This is a genomic window from Crocosphaera sp. UHCC 0190, assembly GCF_034932065.1.
Lineage (GTDB): Bacteria > Cyanobacteriota > Cyanobacteriia > Cyanobacteriales > Microcystaceae > UHCC-0190.
Genome location: NZ_JAYGHP010000011.1, coordinates 42,976 through 60,115 on the forward strand (window position 1 = coordinate 42,976; position 17,140 = coordinate 60,115).

A 17,140-nucleotide genomic window follows, 5' to 3' on the forward strand; every position below is an offset into this window, starting at 1 on the left:
TATCCCTTATAATCTCAATAATGATAATCCTCTACTGTCCACTTTAATACTGTTTTCATTCGTCCACCTTATTAACTTTATACAGAATTTACAACTCTTCCTTAACTTTGACTCCATCACGTTTAATAATATAAGCAGGAACCCCAACAACCACACAATTATCGGGAACATTTTTAATAACAACAGCATTCGCTCCCACCGTAATATTATTCCCTAAACAAATATTACCAATCACTTTAGCACCTGCGGTAATTCTCACATTATCTCCAATTTGGGGTCGTCCCGTTTTATCTTTATAACCAATAGTAACTTGTTGATTTACCCAACAATTTGCCCCCATATCTGCCATGATAATCGTACTAAAACCATGTTGAATAAATAATCCTGGGCCAATATTACAGGAACTATCTAGAAAAAAGTAGGGACATTTTCGATAAATTGTTTTCAGTAAATACATCCAAAATCGTCCCAAGAAGTTTCCTTTGAACAAACGTAAATAATATAGGTTTCTAAATTCTTTCGCTTCTTTTAAAAGAGCGAGTAATTGAATTATAATCGGGCGTTGTTCCCAACCCAAACAATCCTGCCAACGTTCAACATCAGCTTTAATTATTTTTTGTTCTGTGGTTAAAATAAAAGGAATTAAGAGAGGAAAAACACCAATAATTCCTAAAAAAAAGAGGATTTTTCTGAGAAAGCTTTTCATCTTGGGTTCAAAATCAGGTTTGAGGTTGATTCTAAGAATAATTTATCTTATCATTAAATTACCCATAAATCACCTTATTTTTACTAACCATTATGTCAAACTCGACAGAAAACCTATCTACCAACCCTCATTTTTTACCTAAAGTCTCGGTTATTATTCCCATTTATAATGGAGAAGAAGATTTGCCGAATTTAATTGATTGTTTAAGATCGCAAACCTATCCCAAAGACCGAGTTGAATATCTCTTGGTTAACAATAATAGCAGTGATCGCACTCCCCAAATTCTTGAAAAGGCTGCTATCGATGCTCAGAAAATTGGCATTACCCTTAAAGCTTTAAATGAAAACCAGATTCAAAGTTCCTATGCGGCCCGCAATCAAGGAATTCGTCAAGCAACCGGAGATATTTTAGCATTTACTGATGCTGATTGTCGTCCGATTTACCAATGGATAGAAGCATTGGTGCAACCATTTATTGATGAAACTATCGGTATTGTCGTGGGAGAATTAGCAGCTTTAGCTGGTAATAGTTTACTCGAAAAATACGCTGAACGCTATGGGGTGATGTCCCAAAAGTTTCTCTTAGAACATTCTTTTCTTCCCTATGGGCAAACAGCCAATTTAGCAATTCGTCGGTCTATATTTTTTCAAATTGGTTTTTTTCGTCCTTATTTAACAACAGGAGGAGATGCGGATATTTGTTGGCGAATTCAACAAGAAACTGACTGGAAATTAACTTTTTCACCTGCAGCAATTATTCGTCATCGTCATCGTTCCAATTTTAAAGAATTACGCAATCAATGGCAACGTTATGGTCAATCTAATCAATATTTACATGAATTATATGGAGTAGATTTAATGCGAGAATTTACGGCAAAAGAGGTCTTATATCGCCTCGTAAGATGGGCAGTTAAAGATTTACCAAGAGATACTGTTAAGATAATTATTGGCCAAGGTAGTCCCATTGATTTAATCAAAATGCCCATTGACTTATTTAGTTTTTATGCCAGAAATCAAGGACAAAAAATGGCTAAATTACCGGAAAAAGCGAAAGAGATTGAATGGTTATAAGTTATTAGGCTGTCTATTGAATAAATCGATAGTAAGCTTGAATTGCTGTTGCATCAGGTGATTTAGATAAAATGTATAATCCTCCGTCTCCTCCCCGGCCAATCCTTAAATCTTCATCTAAATAAGTGATTTTAAAACTCGGCACTCTTTGTTTAGGATTATTAGCAGGAACCACTTTAAATGGATCAAGATTTGGGGTACTAATTTGAGCCATATTAGTAATAGCAAGGTAACGCCTTTTAAAATTAATATTAAGGGTGTCATTGGGAAGGGGTGATGAATCATCTTTGGCAGGTTCAAAGATAGCTGTCACTAAAACATAACCAGAAATTAAACCTAAACGATGTTGAACAAATGCTTGATTAAAGAAAGACTGACTCTGAAGATCAATAACTTGATAAATAGGCCCAACTTTTAACCCATACTTCAGAGAAGATAAACGACGAATTTCTCCGGCAGTTGCATATTGTAACTGCCAAACCCCATCAAGTAGATTTGGGCTATACAATAAGGGATATAAATTGGGATTTACTGCTTCTAAAGACTGGGTTAATTCATCAATTTTTTGTTTAGCTTCAGCCTTAATTTTTATATCTGTAATCGGTGAACCGATTCTAATTTGATAGGTTTTTTTTTGTCGCTCAATCGTGTTAAGAAGGGTTTCTTTAATGGCAATTCGATTATTCAAGACCTTAGCCTTTTGCTAGATTTATCTTTAACTTAATTATAGAATAATTTCTGATTATTAATAATTTTTTTGAAGAAAGATACAAAAATTAAAACTTATTATCTCAAAATTAATATGAGAATTTCTAGGATTTAATCTCTCTTTGAAAAGGTTCTAGAACTTCAGCTAAAATCTCAGACATCGCCTCAATACTATAAAATTTAATACATCGCTCTCTTGCTTGCTTTCCTTTTAAATTAGCTTCTTCTAAATGTTCAAAAATCCACTTAATTTTATCTGCTAATTGTTCAGGAGAACTGGGATCAACTAAATAACCTGTTGCTCCCAAAATCTCAGGAATATCTCCAACTTTTGTCGCTAAAACTGGTTTAGCCATGGCCATTCCATCGGTTAATTTTAAAGGAAATTGCGCTTTAGTCGCTGAAGTATTTTGTTGAGGAACAACAATTAAATGAGCCGCCGCAACAATTTCAGGCATTTCTTGAACGGGGGATTTTGGTAATTGAATTAACCAGTTTCCCCAATTCTTTTGTAGTTTCTGATCGTATTCATCATAGGGACTTCCTCCAACAATTACTAATTTAAACTCAGGATTATTGAGTTTTTCTAAAGCCATTAATACATCTTCAACTCCTTTATAGGGACGAGGGGCTCCAGGAAACATGATGATTTTATAGTTTTCTAATCCATATTTTTTTCTACTACTTTCAGGATCATAATTGTCAGGATTAAATAAACTAATATCCTTTCCGTTGGGAATATAAATTCCCCCAAATCTTTGTTGAATAAATTGAGTATGTAAAGTAATTGCATCCGCACGGGAAACTAATTTTTCTATTTGTTGTAAATACAAAGGATGATCGGGATGTTTTAAAGGGCCATCAGATTTTAAAATGTCTTTAACTAAGCCTTTTATTTTAAACTTATATCGCCAACTATCTCCCCCAAACCAACTCATTTCCCAGTCATCAATATCCACAATTAAAGGACGGTGACTTAGATATTTTTTGAGTAAAGCAATGCCAAAACTACTCGGTTTTAGTTTGACTGCATAAATAATATCTCCATCAATTTTAGGTAATAATTCAGTCAGCGATCGCCAAGTTCCTCCTAACCCTGTATAATAGGAACAGGGAACACAAATAATCGGTAAATCTTGATAAGTAACAGGGGGAGCATCTTGATCATAAGCAATACCAAATAGCTTGACTTTATGTCCTAATTTTTGCAATGCTTGGGCTAGTAAAAAGGGACGAATTGCGCCACCCCAACGCCCTGCGCCTTTACTCGATAAGTCACTAACAATAAGAGAGATATTAAGCTGATAATTACTCATAGAATAACTCATTAATGATACTTCTAAACCTAAACTCACCAAATAAGTTGAGAAAGCTGAAATAGGATGATAGTAGTTATTTTATCATAACAATCCTCAATTATTTATAAAATTTATTATTGTATTTTCTCTGTCCCTTTATTTAAAACTTAGTAGGTAGAGTTAAATATGTAGTGATAAAAAATATTAGTTAGCTAGAGTTTCATTGTAATAATGAATATAGTTCGTCTATTTCGACCGTTACTTTTCATTTTTTTTGCCTGAAACCTTTACTTCACGGGGTATCTTAGCATATTTAGTATTAACATAATTTTGAAGCCAAGTCATAGATACTCCTACAATTCTTGTAATTCCTGCTAAAGAAATACGTTCTAATAACAGTTTATCAATAAGAAAGACAAGGGGGTTTTAAGGACATTGCAGAACTATTGAGTCTGATTAGCTATCTCGATAGCTTAACTTAAAGAAACCCACAAATCAATCTCCTACAGGAAAATTTATACCAACAACTATCCGATTTTTGTTGTACATCCAAAACTCAACTTGAATCCGAATTTATCCACGTCATCCCATTACCATTTTCAACTTATCACTACTTATTAAACACTACCTAATAGTTTTGTTGAGAAAAATCAATTCATAAACTTCATAAAAAAGTTCAGATTTTTCATTAATTAAATTAATAAACATCTAAAAAAAACACACAATTTCTCAAATTAACCCACTAAACCGAAATTTTGTGGCAAAATCAAGATTAATCTGAGTCATCTATTCCCATTATGTCCATGTCTCCTCGTCATCACCCTCACGATATTATTGGTGAACATTATGAGATTATCTCGCTTCTCGGAGAAGGGGGGTTTGGGGAAACCTACCTAGCAATAAATCAGAGAAGACTCAATGAGTATTGCGTCGTTAAGTATTTAAAGCCATATAATCATAATTCTTTAGACTTAGAAGCAGTAGAAGGGATTTTACAGAGAGAAGCTAAGGCATTATATCGATTAAACCATGATCAAATACCTCGATTTATTGAATTTTTTCGAGAAAACAATGATTTTTATTTAGTTCAAGAATATATTGAGGGAACTCCTCTTAATCAAGAGATTAAAGAAGGATGTAAACATAGTGAAGAATATGTATTAAATTTCCTCAAAGATATTCTCAATATTTTAGTCTATATTCATGAAAATAATATTATTCATCGAGATATTAAGCCCTCTAATATCATCCGTCGTAAAAAAGATAATAAACTGTGTCTAATTGATTTTGGCCTGGGAAAGATTACCGAAGATATTTCCTCATTATATGTTGTGGAACCACCAGAAACCCATGGTGGAGGGACAAGAGGTTATACTCCCCCGGAACAACTGACAGGAAATCCGATGTTTTGTAGTGATCTTTATGCGGTTGGAATGACGGCAATTAAGGCCTTAACAGGAATTCATCCATACAACTTTAATCGAGATCAAAATCATGAAATAATTTGGCGATCACCTGAAATCAAAGTTAGTCATAATCTTGCTAAGATTATCGATAAATTAGTCCGATTTTACTTTGGTAATCGATATCAATTAGGTAAAGATGTTTTAAGAGATATAGAAAGTATTAAGATTGGGAGTGTTTGGGGAAATAAAGTTTATTTAACTCTATTTTTTTGTATATTATTTACAATTTTAGTAATGGGAAATTTAAAATTTTTATCTATAATTTTTACTCAATCTTGTGCTAAAAAACTTGAAGATTATGACCAGATAAGTTGTGGGGAAAAAGCTCTAATTAGAATTACTAATTTAGACAAGCAGAAAGGTGTTAGATTTTTTAAAATTGGAGATTATAAAAGTGCTATTGATAGCTGGAATAAAGCTCTTAAAAAAGTCCCGAATGACCCAGAAACTCTCATCTATATCAACAATGCAAAACTGTTATTAGAAAACAGAAAATTTTCAACAATTGCTGTGGCTATTCCTTTAGGAAAATCATCAGAAGGTGGCGATGCTGGACAAGAAATATTAAAGGGAGTTGCTCAGTTTCAAAATAAAATTAATCAGAAAAAAAAAGAATTTGGATTACAAATTATTATTGCAAATGATGATAACAACCCAAAACAGGCTGAAGAAAATGCTAAAATTCTCGGACAAAATCACAGTATTGTTGCTGTGATTGGTCATTATAGCAGTGATATCACAATTACTACCTTACCTATTTATCAAGCTCAGAATTTAGTGTTAATTTCTCCCACCAGTTCTGCTGATGAATTATCTAGTCAAGGAGATTTTTTCTTGAGAACAATTGCTCAAGATAGTGATAATATTAAAAACCTGTCACAATATCTTATTAAACAAAAAAAAGGAGAAAAAGCTGCCGTTTTATATAATCCTTATAGTCAATATAGTCTCTCTTTATATAATGCTTTTTTGAAACAAGATGCTAACACGGAATTAAATATTGTTCAAACTTTTAATTTATCCGATTCCCTTTTTAATGAAAGACAAACAATTGCTGAAATAGCAACAAAAGGAGTCAATACTTTGGTTTTATTTCCTGATGCTAAAGTTGATAATGATGCCTTTAAAAATGCGATAAATATTATTGTGGCTAATCACAATAACTTTTTAATTATTGGTGGTGATGCTTTATACAGTAGAGATATTTTAGCTAAACAAGAACTTTCTGAAGGTATTATAATTTCTATATCTTGGCATTATCTCAATAGTGCTGATCATAACTTTGTTTGTGAATCTAAGCAACTTTGGGGAGGATATGCTAGTTATCGAACTGCTAATAGTTATGATGCAGCTAAAACAATTATGACAGCTATAGAACAAACATCAGTCAATAGTTTTTCTCAAAAAATGGAGCAATTATTCAATTCTAATTTTCAACGTAAAAAAATCCATGACCAATTAAAAAGGGATGATTTTAAACTACAAGGAGTAACCGGAACAATTGAATTTGAACCTAATGGCAATCGAAAAAATCCTCCTACCATTTTAGTCAAAGTTGTTGCCGATACCTCATCAGAATACGGTTATAAATTTGTTCCTGTTCACAATAAAAACACTGTTCCTAATTGTTAAATTAATGAAAAAAAACAACCAAATTACCAGTCAACTAATTAAAAATAAATTTGCCTTATTTATCTTTAATTTATGGCTAATATTTAGCCTTTTGCTGTTGACAAAAATGCCAACCAATGCTACAGAAGATGACCTGGAAAAATTACTGCCTCCTCTGCAAATTCATCCTCTACCCACTACTTTAGAACAATGGCAAGATTCTAATAATTTGGGCAACTATTTCGAGCAAATTAAACCGATTTTAGCAGGTTATCTTATCTGGTCAAAATTGCCCATTAAAGTATATCTTGACCGCCCTTCTAACCCTAATGATCCTGCTGCTGTCACCCGTCGTTTTAATCAATGGTTAAAGGCTGTTGAACAAGCGATCGCTGAATGGAATATCTACTTATCTATGATTGAAGTTTCTGAGCCTGAACAGGCAGATATTATCATAGAAAGAAACGATCCTCCCTTAGATACAAATATTAATCCAGAAACAGGGAAATTACAAATTCCTAGAGCTAGAACTGCCCAAACTCGTTATAAATTTTATATCAAAAATCAACAACTATTTCATCAAATGACCATTCAAATTAGTCCCCGTTTAGGAGAATTATCAGTCTTATCAGCCGCTCGTCATGAATTGGGTCACGCTTTGGGAATTTGGGGTCATAGTTTAGAAGAAACTGATGCCCTTTATTTCTCCCAAGTAGGCAACCCTCCCACCATTTCTTCTAGAGATATTAATACGTTAAAAAAAATTTACCAACAACCCACTCGCTTAGGATGGCCCCTACCAAGTCAGTTCTAAATCTATAATTTATTATACCTTGTCTAAATAGTCTTTTATGTGTTTACAATAAAAATAATATTCACTGATAAAGGGAACGAAAAAATGTCAGAAACAATTGTATTAGGTGGCGGCTGCTTCTGGTGTGTAGAATCAGTGTTTCAAGCAGTAGAAGGGGTTGAAGCTGTAGAATCTGGTTATGCAGGTGGCCAGATAAAAAACCCTACTTATGAGGCTGTTTGTAGTGGAAAAACTGGACACGCAGAGGTCGTAAAAGTAACCTTTAATCCGCAAAAAATATCCCTCACTGAAATCCTAGAAATCTTTTTTGTCGCCAGTCATGATCCTACCACTCTTAACCGACAAGGAAATGATGTAGGGACACAATATCGTTCTATTATTCTTTGGGAATCACAACAACAATTAGAGACAGCTAAAATCCTTATTGAGAAACTCAATGATGACGAGATATTTAAGGGAAAAATTGTCACAGAATTAGAGGAATTGACTGACTATTATCCTGCTGAAGAATATCATCAAAACTATTTCAACAAGCACCCTAATCAACCTTATTGTGCTTTTAGTATTCCTCCAAAACTGGCTAAACTCAAGAAATATTTTCCTGATAAAGCCTTGGCATAAATCCCTAAAAAATTAACTTGGTAAGGGTATTTTCAAAAATACTCTTACTTTCAATAAAACTGATTCAATAGGTTAAAATAATAATCAAAATATATTTGCTATTGATTAATTTATGTCATGGCTGAAATATAGGAGAAGATTAAAAAAAATATGCCTAATATTTTTGGGTAAAGATGAAAATTGACCTCTAAACCCAATGCCAAATCAAAAAATATTTGTTAAACTAAATAAGAGAAATTAAAATTTCAAGAAACATGATAAGATCTTCTAAAATCCCTGCTGCTGCCAATGCCCCAACGCTGATAGAAGTCATTAAATGGATAGCTGATCCTGTTAACTATATGGAAAAAGCCATGCAACTTCATGGGGATATATTTAGAGTTAAAATGAGTTTTGATATGGATGAGATTATTTTTGTCAATCATCCTGAAGCTGTGCAACAAATTTTAACCCATGATCGCCAAGAATTTAGTGCGCCAGGAGATATTAATAAAAGCCTATCAATGTTATTTGGAGATGCTTCAGTTTTGATGATAAACGGCGATCGCCATAAAAAACGTCGTCAACTTTTAATGCCTCCCTTTCATGGAGAAAGAATGCAAAGTTATGGGGAATTAATCATTAAATTAGCCCATAAAGTTATGGAAGAAATTTCTCCCGGTAGCTTATTTATTGCCCGAAAAGCCATGCAAAGTATTTCTTTACAGGTTATTATTGAAGCAGTATTTGGATTTCCCGAAGGAGAAAAACAGCAAAAACTTGAAAAATTATTAATTGATTGGTTAGAAATTTTCAAATCACCCCTAACTACATCGGTTGTCTTTTTTCCTATTTTACAATGGGATCTAGGAGCATGGAGTCCTTGGGGTAAATTTTTAAGAACAAGACAAGCACTTGATGACTTACTGTATAATGAAATTGCAGAACGTCGAGCAAATCCTGACCCCAGCCGCACCGATATTCTCTCTTTATTAATGTCAGCAACTGATGAACAAGGAAACCAACTCAGTGATCAAGAATTAAGAGATGAATTACTAACTCTTTTATTTGCGGGTCATGAAACCACAGCAACTGCCATGACTTGGGCATTATACTGGACACATTACCACCCAGAAATTAGCGAAAAAGTTCGCAAAGAAATTGCCACGTTAGGGAAAAATCCTAATTTAATGGAGTTCATAAAACTGCCCTATTTAACCGCAGTTTGCCAAGAAAGCTTAAGAATTTATCCCGTTGCCATGTTAACCTTGGGAAGAAAAGTGGAACAACCCGTAGAATTAATGGGATATCAACTAGAACCAGGGCAAATTGTCGCAGGGTGTATGTATTTAATTCATCAACGAGAAGATATCTATCCTGATCACGATCAATTTAAACCCGAACGCTTTTTAGAAAAACAATTTTCTCCCTATGAATTTATCCCCTTTGGGGGAGGTTCCCGTCGTTGTATTGGGGATGCTTTAGCCCAATTTGAAATGAAGTTGGTCTTAGCAACAATTTTGGCTAATTATGATTTGAGTTTAGTCACTTCTCGTCCTGAAAAACCCAAAAGACGGGGTATTACTTTAGCCCCAGAAACTGGAGTTAAAATGCTCATGAAAGGCAAAAAAAATCTTGATGTCGGGTCATCACTTCCCAAATTTGTCTCAAAAGTATAAACAAACAAGCCACTTTATGGGGGTAGATTAAAATGAATAAAGCGTAACACCTTACCCCCAAATTAAAGGATTAAACCTCTACGCATTATGTGGCTGCGTAAGTCCCATTACCAATATTGACAGAGGAGAAGATATTGAAAGGTTGATCAATGGTGAATGTCTAAATGCAAGATATAATTGCCGAGTTGTACCTTGCCTGACCATAACTCATATTCGAGTCTTAAGTATTCTGGTAAGACATCTCCCTCTAATTTTAAGCTGCGAGTATAGTTTCGTAGACGAAAGGCGTTAGAAATGTCCCCAGAGTCATCATTTAGCCAGTAGCGACTGACCCCATAAATACCGGGTTCCCAGAAATGGCGATAACAAAACTTACCGTTACCTTGTAAGGTCATAATCACTCGCGCGGGAGAAAGTTCTAACCAGAGTAATTGTCTGGCTGTTTCTAAGGCTGAAGTGGGTTCCTCGTCAGCTACTGATTTCATCGCTTCCGGTTGGTTGAGGAGGAGATGAAACTGACAACGATCTTTTTGGTACAGAGTGGCAGCAGTTTCAATGGTCGAGAGAATGGGTAAGTCCGTAGACATCAAGGAGAGAGAGACGGGACGACGATGATTGGTAGGCATGGGGATTTATCTTGAGAGAGGCATACTTCTACGATAAAGCCCTAATGTAAGATTTCACAACGCCCTTTTTAATGATTTTTTTTACAAATCATTAATTTAGGCCTTGCCAAATGACATAGGTTATTGCTATAGTTAGTAATCGTGTGAGCAATCCTCAGTAGCTCAGTGGTAGAGCGGTCGGCTGTTAACCGATTGGTCGTAGGTTCGAATCCTACCTGGGGAGTTGAAAAGTAAGGAAATGATTATAGATTCCTCCCTAATGGCAATCGCCCTCTGGTTATTGCCATTGATGAAGTTAATCAGCTTTTTGCCTATCCTGACACTGCTCGTGAATTTCTCATTAGCGTTTTATTATCTATGCAGGGGACAATAACCCTCGAACAACTGTTAGAAAAGTCTGGGATCATGCAGCAATAATTTTTTCATACTCATTCCCCAAGGCTTCCCAAGTATAATTATTCTCAATATACTCTCGACCATTTTTAGATAATGTATGACGTAAATTAGCATCCTCAAATAAATCACTAATCTTATTAATATATTCTTCTATCGTATTCGCTCTTAAAGCCCTTAAAGGAACATTTTCTCCCGCCACTTCCATTCCTTCTAAACCGCGATCGCTTGCCACCACGGGAACCCCTGCAGCCATCGCTTCCAGGGTTTTAAATTTCATACCAAACCCTGTCCGTAAAGGGATAACTGCCACAGTTGCTTGATGTAAATAATCAACCACAGAAGGGACTCTTCCCGTTACGGTAATACCAGGACGTTTTGCTAATGCTTGTACTTCAGGAGAGGGTTTAGAACCCACTAAGGTTAAGGTTGCATCAGGATATTTTGTTTGCAATAATGGCAAAACTTCTTGACTAAAAAAGACAGCACCGTCAATATTAACAAAATAATCTAATCCCCCAACAAATACTAAACGATGTCCTCCTGGATCATGAGAACGATAAGGAAAGGTTTCTAAGTCTACACCATTAGCAATTAAAGCAATTTTTGCATTGGGAGCAAAGTCCCGCATTTGTTGTTCATCTTCATCCGTTGTTACCACAACTTGGGAAAATTTAGAGACAGTCCGTTGTTCATAACGACGCAATAAAGGAAGATAAAGACGATCCCTGAGTTTATTCTCTGAGGTTCCCGTTGCCAATTGATTTAAACAAGTTTTATATACCGAACTATGAATATCAATAATAGTTTTTATTTTTTGTTTCCACTGGGGACGAATATAAATTTCATTAACGCTATGTTCACAAGTAATGACATCAAACCGTTGCTCAGCTACCGCTTGATCTATCCATTGTTGAATTTCTGCTAGATAAAGATAGCGCACATTGGGAGGAGTCCCTTCCAGAAAAAATTGACTAAACCTCATAACTTTATCCAAAAATCCGTTGCTGTCTTCCGTAGGACGGGGAAATACCTTTAAGTCTGTAACATAGGAACGAAGTTGTTCAATTTCTTCCTTGGTAACGTCTTCCGTTAATTGAGTAATTAATGTAATCTCGTGAATTTTACTGATAAATTTTAGTAGATTAAACGTCCGTCCTTGAGTTCCCCCACGACTAGGTGGATAGGGAAATGTAGCACAAATCATTAATAATTTCATTGCTTTATTTGTGAGGTTGCTCACGAGTTTTTTGCTCGATCACGATTTTACAATGTAAAGTTTACCCTTTTCAACGAATTCCTGAACCCCAAACCCCTATCAGATCCAAGATCCCCTGAAAACTAAATTTCTTGTCCGTTGATTCACTCAAAATGAGAAACTATGTTATAATGAAAGACGAGACAACTAAGTATCGGTAGTAGATTTTGTTATCAGCATTGACAGGTATTTCCCGTTCAGCCTTGGCACGATTCTCTCCGACCGCTCAATCTCTACAAACATCTTAGATTCACGGAGATAATCCCAAATGTCAATTTATGTAGGCAACCTATCCTATGACGTTACTGAAGCTGACCTTAACTCGGTATTTGCCGATTATGGTTCAGTCAAGCGCGTTCATATCCCCACTGACCGTGACACCGGTCGGATGCGTGGCTTTGCTTTCGTCGAAATGGACTCTGTCACCCAAGAAGAGACCGCTATTTCTACCCTAGACGGAGCAGAATGGATGGGACGCACCTTAAAGGTCAACAAAGCCAAGGAACGCGAACAACGTTCAGGAGGCTCCTTCGGTGGAGGCGGCGGCAGAGGAAGACGCAACCAATACTAAGACCTAAATTAAGTCAATCAGGGGTAGGAAATTATTAAATTTTCTACTCCTTTTTCAGTGATTGCATATTATAATCAATCATCATTCTTACCACGTCTGGCATCTTGTATTGGGCTTTCCAGCCTAGTTTTTCCCATGATTTACTGGGGTTGCCGCAACTATAGGCAAGATCAGTTGGTCGGAATAGGCTAGGATTTGTTGTGACATAATCTTGCCAATTTAATCCTAAATAATCAAAAGTTTGTATAACAAATTCTTCTAAAGAAGAGCTTTCTCCTGTGGCAATTACATAGTCATCCGGTTGAGATTGTTGTAACATTAAATACATCGCTTTAACATATTCTGGAGCCCAACCCCAATCTCGTTTTATAGTGACATTACCTAACTGTAATTTTTGAGAAATGCCTTGAGCAATATTACAAGCTGCGCTGACAATTTTTTGTGTGACAAATCGTTGGGGACGCAAGGGAGATTCATGGTTAAATAGAATCCCTGAACAGGCAAAAATTCCATAAGCTTCTCGATAATTAGCCACTTCCCAAAAAGCCGCAGATTTAGCCACAGCATAGGGACTACGGGGACGAAAAGGGGTTAATTCATCGGCAGGAAAAACCCCAATATCTCCAAAACATTCACTTGACCCTGCATTATAAAACTTAATTGGTGCGCCAGTAAATCGAATCGCTTCTAACAGGTTTAATGTCCCTGTCGCAATACTTTCTAAGGTTTCGACCGGTAACTCAAAAGACAATCCGACAGAACTTTGGCCGGCTAAATTATAAACTTCTTCAGGCTCAACTTTATTGAGGACTTGCAAAACACTCCGAAAATCATTGAGAGACATAGATTCAATCTTTATTTGCTCCCGAATCCCTAAACGGACTAAATTATGAAATGATGAGATCTGGGCATCCCGTGATGTCCCAAAAACAATATAACCTTGATCCAGAAGAAATTGAGCTAAATAAGCCCCATCTTGACCAGAAATGCCACAAATTAAAGCGGTTTTTTGTCCCATAAATTTAGTGATTTGTGTTCTTATTGTTTTTAGGGGTTAATAATAATTGTATCGCTTCCTTTAAATAGCCAATTTGCCCATAAGCATAGACTAGATTATCAAAACTGAGAGCCGGATTAGTCACATATTTCAAGGATTTATACAACCCCCTCATTAACCTTTCTCCTCCCCTTCTCAATTGAACAATTCCCGTGCGTCCCGCAATTTCCTCCCGATAACATTCACTTACCCCTTGCCACCAACTACGTCGCAAAAACCAGCCGGGTTTGAGTCTTTCAGGGGACACATTATGTCCGACTAAGGCATCAGGAAGATAGGCGACTTCCCATCCTTGGGTTAAGGCCAATTCTGTCATGAATAGTTCCTCATTGGAAAGGAGTTTTTTGCCGACTCTCCCTAAATTAACATCAAACCCCCCAATTTTTTCTAAAAATAACCGTCTTAGGGAGTAATTTAAGCCTCTAGGGGTTAACTGAGGATTGGTAATGGAAACCATTTTATCACCTAAATCGTAGGCTCCTAACCCTCCCGCTAAATCTTCAGAAATCCATTGAGGGGGAGATATTCCTTCTGGCCAAATTAAGGTAACTTTGCCCCCGGCGATCGCCAATTTTTCCTGGTGTTGATAAGCATCCACCAAAACCCGCAACCATTGGGGAGAGGCGATCGCATCATCATCAAGATAGGCTAAAATGGGCGCGGTGGTTTCTTGGGCCCCTGTATTGCGTGCCACTGATAGCCCCAAAATTGGCTCATAAACGTACTTTAAACGGGGATGGGACAAACGAGACTCTACCACCTGTTTTGTGGTGTCTGTGGAGCCATTATCCACTACCAGGATCTCATAATTTGTGCCTTCTTGGGCTAATAAACTATCAATGGCATCTCCTAAATAGCGATCGCGGTTATGGGTACAAATAATGGCAGCAATTTCATACATGATTTAGCATTTTCTGGGTTATTAAGTGGTCACTGCTAAGTATATTATTTAATTAACCAATTAGCTGCATAGCAGATCACCACCTAACCCACCCTAGGCAATATAAATAAGTAAGGTGGGCATTGCCCACCCTACAATTAATTGGCGGTTTGCTCTGGGGGTTTCTGCTTTTTATCCTTCTTTTCTTCTGGTTTTTTGCCTTCTTTTTCGGCTTTATAAGCGGCTAATATTTCATCAACTTGTTGCCGCATTTGTTGATGTTTTTCTACTCCTTCATAAGCAAAACGGTTGAAATTATTGCGGACAATTTCCACCTCAATATATTTCACGCGATCGCTGGTATCAGGGTGAGTAGATAGCCAAGCAGGGGGACGGTTTTTGTGTTCATCATTCATGACTACCATTAAATTCCGTACCCCGTCAGCAGCGTAACCCGTAGCAGCGAGTAAACGAGTGCCAAACAAGTCAGCTTGTTCTTCCATACCTCGACTATAGCCAAGAACAGCGAGATTGCTTGCCAAACCGCCCACATAGGGGATATAGTCCACTACACTGCTGGTTAAGGCACTTTGGGTCATCTGTTGAAAGCCGTGGGAAAGGACAGCATGGGCTAATTCATGGGCCAATAACCCCGCTAACTCGGCCTCTGATTGTGTTTTGGCGATCGCCCCGGCATTGACAAAAATTTTACCCCCTGGCAAAGCAAAAGCATTGATATTTTCATCCATGACTACATAAAATTCATAGTTGAATTCCTCTCGTCCGGCTGCTTTAGCTAATTTCTGCCCAATTTCATTAACATAGGCTAAAACTTCGGGATCATCAACCAATTTGAGTTTATTTTTCATCCCGTCCGCATAACTTTGCCCAATAACTGATTCCCCTTGTAACAAAAGATAACTGGTTTGTAAGGTAGACAGGGGCGCGAAGACATTGCCCATTAAAGCGGCACCGACACCACCCATAACGGCATTTCCTACCATATTCCAGGTCATTTGGGATTGTAAGTCCCCTTGATAACGAGCTAAATTATCATCAGCCCGTTTTTTAAACTCTGCTGCCCGAAAATGATCCTGATTAAAGATCGCAAACTGACGGGCAGTTAAGGAAGCGGCTAACCAGTTCTTAGCTTCTTCATCAGCAGTAATTTTAGCATCAACTAAGGGGGCTTCATTGGGATAAAGGGTGGCCGCAGTCGTTAAGATTTCCCGCGCTTCCTCAGGGCGTTTATCTTGTTCTAAGGCTTCAGCATACTTAAGATGGCCTGGAATAAATTCAGGATACTTTTCCGATAACAGTCTTAAGGGGGCTAAACGTTTGCTCTTGTAAACCTGATTATCCGTTAAACTTTCCTGATAGAGTCGCCAATAAACCCCACCCCCTGGCAACAAATATTCTGGTTCATAAACCGCTTGAGCAAGCATTTCTCGGTTTAATTCTGCTTCTTTGCCAAACGGTTCTTTGGCATCACGGTAGAATCTTTCTGCTAATAAGGTATCACCGCAACGATAAAAATGATCTCCTTTGGCCAGGGTTTGATAACGGGCAATGTCTTCAGGAGAAGGGCCGTTAGTTTCTTCTGAAGTGCTTTCAGGGTCTGCTGTGGGGGGTTTTTCCAAGGCGGCGGCTCCTTGAGTGGGGAGAGGGGTCTGACTCTCTTTTTGAGCGACTTCTATGGGAGTTGCCAAGGGATATTGTGCTAAAGGAGGCGCACTTTCACAACTATTTGCTGTTTCTGGGGTGGTTGTCTGAGTAGCTTCTGTTTCGGTTTCTGTTGAGGGGGGGGTTACAGGGGCCGGTTTTTTATGATCGGGCTGTTTTTTGTCGGTATTAACCGCTTCAGGGGTGGTTTCCGTTGAGGAGGGAGTTACCGTCTCAGGTTTGGTCGGTTCAGGCTGTTTTTTATCGGTATTAACCACTTCGGGGGTGGTTTCTGGCGGTTGTACCTCAGCAGTATGAGGGATTTCTTCAGGAATTATTTCCGTTGTATTACTATGGGAGGAATTAGAGATCTCAAAAGACGTGCTATCTAGAGGAACGATCTCAGCCTTAAAATCAGCCGTTAATGGTGTGGTTTCCGGTTGGGGCAATGTTTGAGCAAATGTTGCCGTCGGACAAAGAATGCCGGCAAGAATTAGAGATAAGTACCAGTTTAGTCTCATAAAACAATCCTTTTTTCTTATAGATAGGAGATATGATGTTGTCGCAAACTATTCTCTCTATGTTATAAACAATGTTTTCGGCTGAAGCATCTTTTAGCATAATTTTAGGTTTACTTTGGAATTTTTGAGAAAATGAGCTTGGGTGATTATGATCATTAATAATTCAGCGTTTTATCAATTATTGTGGGAATTGATACAAAATATTAGCTAGGGTTATTTT

14 protein-coding genes, 1 tRNA gene and 1 pseudogene are annotated in these 17,140 nt (G+C 37.0%); 7 read left to right on the forward strand and 9 right to left on the reverse strand.

The features are described from left to right. Positions 1-88 precede the first annotated feature (88 nt). Positions 89-706, reverse strand: coding sequence for a serine acetyltransferase (locus VB715_RS15570; protein ID WP_323302136.1), 618 nt, complete (start codon positions 704-706; stop codon positions 89-91). A 92-nt stretch (positions 707-798) separates the two neighbouring features. On the opposite strand from VB715_RS15570, the gene VB715_RS15575 reads away from it, so the two are divergent. Beyond that, positions 799-1,776, forward strand: a complete 978-nt coding sequence (locus tag VB715_RS15575) for a glycosyltransferase (RefSeq protein ID WP_323302137.1) — start codon at positions 799-801, stop codon at positions 1,774-1,776. Positions 1,777-1,789: 13 nt separating this feature from the next. Here VB715_RS15575 and VB715_RS15580 read toward each other — a convergent pair whose 3' ends face one another. From VB715_RS15580 to VB715_RS15590, 3 genes and pseudogenes are all read right to left on the reverse strand, one after another. Then, positions 1,790-2,464 (reverse strand): PAP/fibrillin family protein, encoded by a 675-nt coding sequence (locus tag VB715_RS15580; RefSeq protein WP_323302138.1) that lies wholly within the window; start codon positions 2,462-2,464, stop codon positions 1,790-1,792. 124 nt (positions 2,465-2,588) lie between these two features. Then, positions 2,589-3,812, reverse strand: coding sequence for a glycosyltransferase family 4 protein (locus VB715_RS15585; RefSeq protein WP_416336943.1), 1,224 nt, complete (start codon positions 3,810-3,812; stop codon positions 2,589-2,591). 196 nt (positions 3,813-4,008) lie between these two features. Then, positions 4,009-4,193 (reverse strand): annotated as a pseudogene (locus VB715_RS15590) (IS1 family transposase); the annotation flags it as partial. A gap of 386 nt (positions 4,194-4,579) precedes the next feature. Here VB715_RS15590 and VB715_RS15595 point away from each other — a divergent pair. From VB715_RS15595 to VB715_RS15610, 4 genes are all read left to right on the forward strand, one after another. Then, a complete protein-coding gene (locus tag VB715_RS15595; RefSeq protein ID WP_323302140.1) occupies positions 4,580-6,880 on the forward strand; it encodes a bifunctional serine/threonine-protein kinase/ABC transporter substrate-binding protein in 2,301 nt (766 codons plus the stop codon). A 4-nt stretch (positions 6,881-6,884) separates the two neighbouring features. Next, positions 6,885-7,673 carry a peptidase gene (locus VB715_RS15600; protein WP_323302141.1) on the forward strand — a complete coding sequence of 263 codons (789 nt, stop codon included), beginning with the start codon at positions 6,885-6,887 and terminating at the stop codon, positions 7,671-7,673. An 84-nt stretch (positions 7,674-7,757) separates the two neighbouring features. Next, positions 7,758-8,294 carry a peptide-methionine (S)-S-oxide reductase MsrA gene (gene msrA / locus VB715_RS15605; RefSeq protein WP_323302142.1) on the forward strand — a complete coding sequence of 179 codons (537 nt, stop codon included), beginning with the start codon at positions 7,758-7,760 and terminating at the stop codon, positions 8,292-8,294. 254 nt (positions 8,295-8,548) lie between these two features. Then, positions 8,549-9,952: a cytochrome P450 gene (locus VB715_RS15610; protein ID WP_323302143.1), complete on the forward strand. Its 1,404-nt coding sequence runs from the start codon at positions 8,549-8,551 to the stop codon at positions 9,950-9,952. Positions 9,953-10,098: 146 nt separating this feature from the next. On the opposite strand, the gene VB715_RS15615 is transcribed toward VB715_RS15610, so the two are convergent. Next, the gene (locus VB715_RS15615) at positions 10,099-10,578 is read right to left on the reverse strand and encodes a hypothetical protein (RefSeq protein WP_323302144.1); all 480 of its coding nucleotides are present in this window, start codon (positions 10,576-10,578) and stop codon (positions 10,099-10,101) included. 151 nt (positions 10,579-10,729) lie between these two features. On the opposite strand from VB715_RS15615, the gene VB715_RS15620 reads away from it, so the two are divergent. After that, a tRNA-Asn gene (locus VB715_RS15620) sits at positions 10,730-10,801 on the forward strand. A gap of 180 nt (positions 10,802-10,981) precedes the next feature. Here the strand turns inward: VB715_RS15620 and VB715_RS15625 are convergent. Further along, entirely contained in the window at positions 10,982-12,190 is a 1,209-nt protein-coding gene (locus tag VB715_RS15625) for a glycosyltransferase family 4 protein (protein WP_323302225.1), read from the reverse strand. A 307-nt stretch (positions 12,191-12,497) separates the two neighbouring features. Here VB715_RS15625 and VB715_RS15630 point away from each other — a divergent pair, with 307 nt between their 5' ends. Beyond that, on the forward strand, positions 12,498-12,800 hold the full coding sequence (locus VB715_RS15630; RefSeq protein ID WP_323302145.1) for an RNA-binding protein: 303 nt from the start codon (positions 12,498-12,500) through the stop codon (positions 12,798-12,800). 43 nt (positions 12,801-12,843) lie between these two features. On the opposite strand, the gene VB715_RS15635 is transcribed toward VB715_RS15630, so the two are convergent. From VB715_RS15635 to VB715_RS15645, 3 genes are all read right to left on the reverse strand, one after another. Next, a complete protein-coding gene (locus VB715_RS15635; RefSeq protein ID WP_323302146.1) occupies positions 12,844-13,818 on the reverse strand; it encodes a GDP-mannose 4,6-dehydratase in 975 nt (324 codons plus the stop codon). Between the two features lie 4 nt (positions 13,819-13,822). Further along, a complete protein-coding gene (locus VB715_RS15640) occupies positions 13,823-14,758 on the reverse strand; it encodes a glycosyltransferase family 2 protein (protein ID WP_323302147.1) in 936 nt (311 codons plus the stop codon). A 137-nt stretch (positions 14,759-14,895) separates the two neighbouring features. Then, entirely contained in the window at positions 14,896-16,920 is a 2,025-nt protein-coding gene (locus VB715_RS15645; RefSeq protein ID WP_323302148.1) for a M48 family metallopeptidase, read from the reverse strand. Positions 16,921-17,140 lie beyond the last annotated feature (220 nt).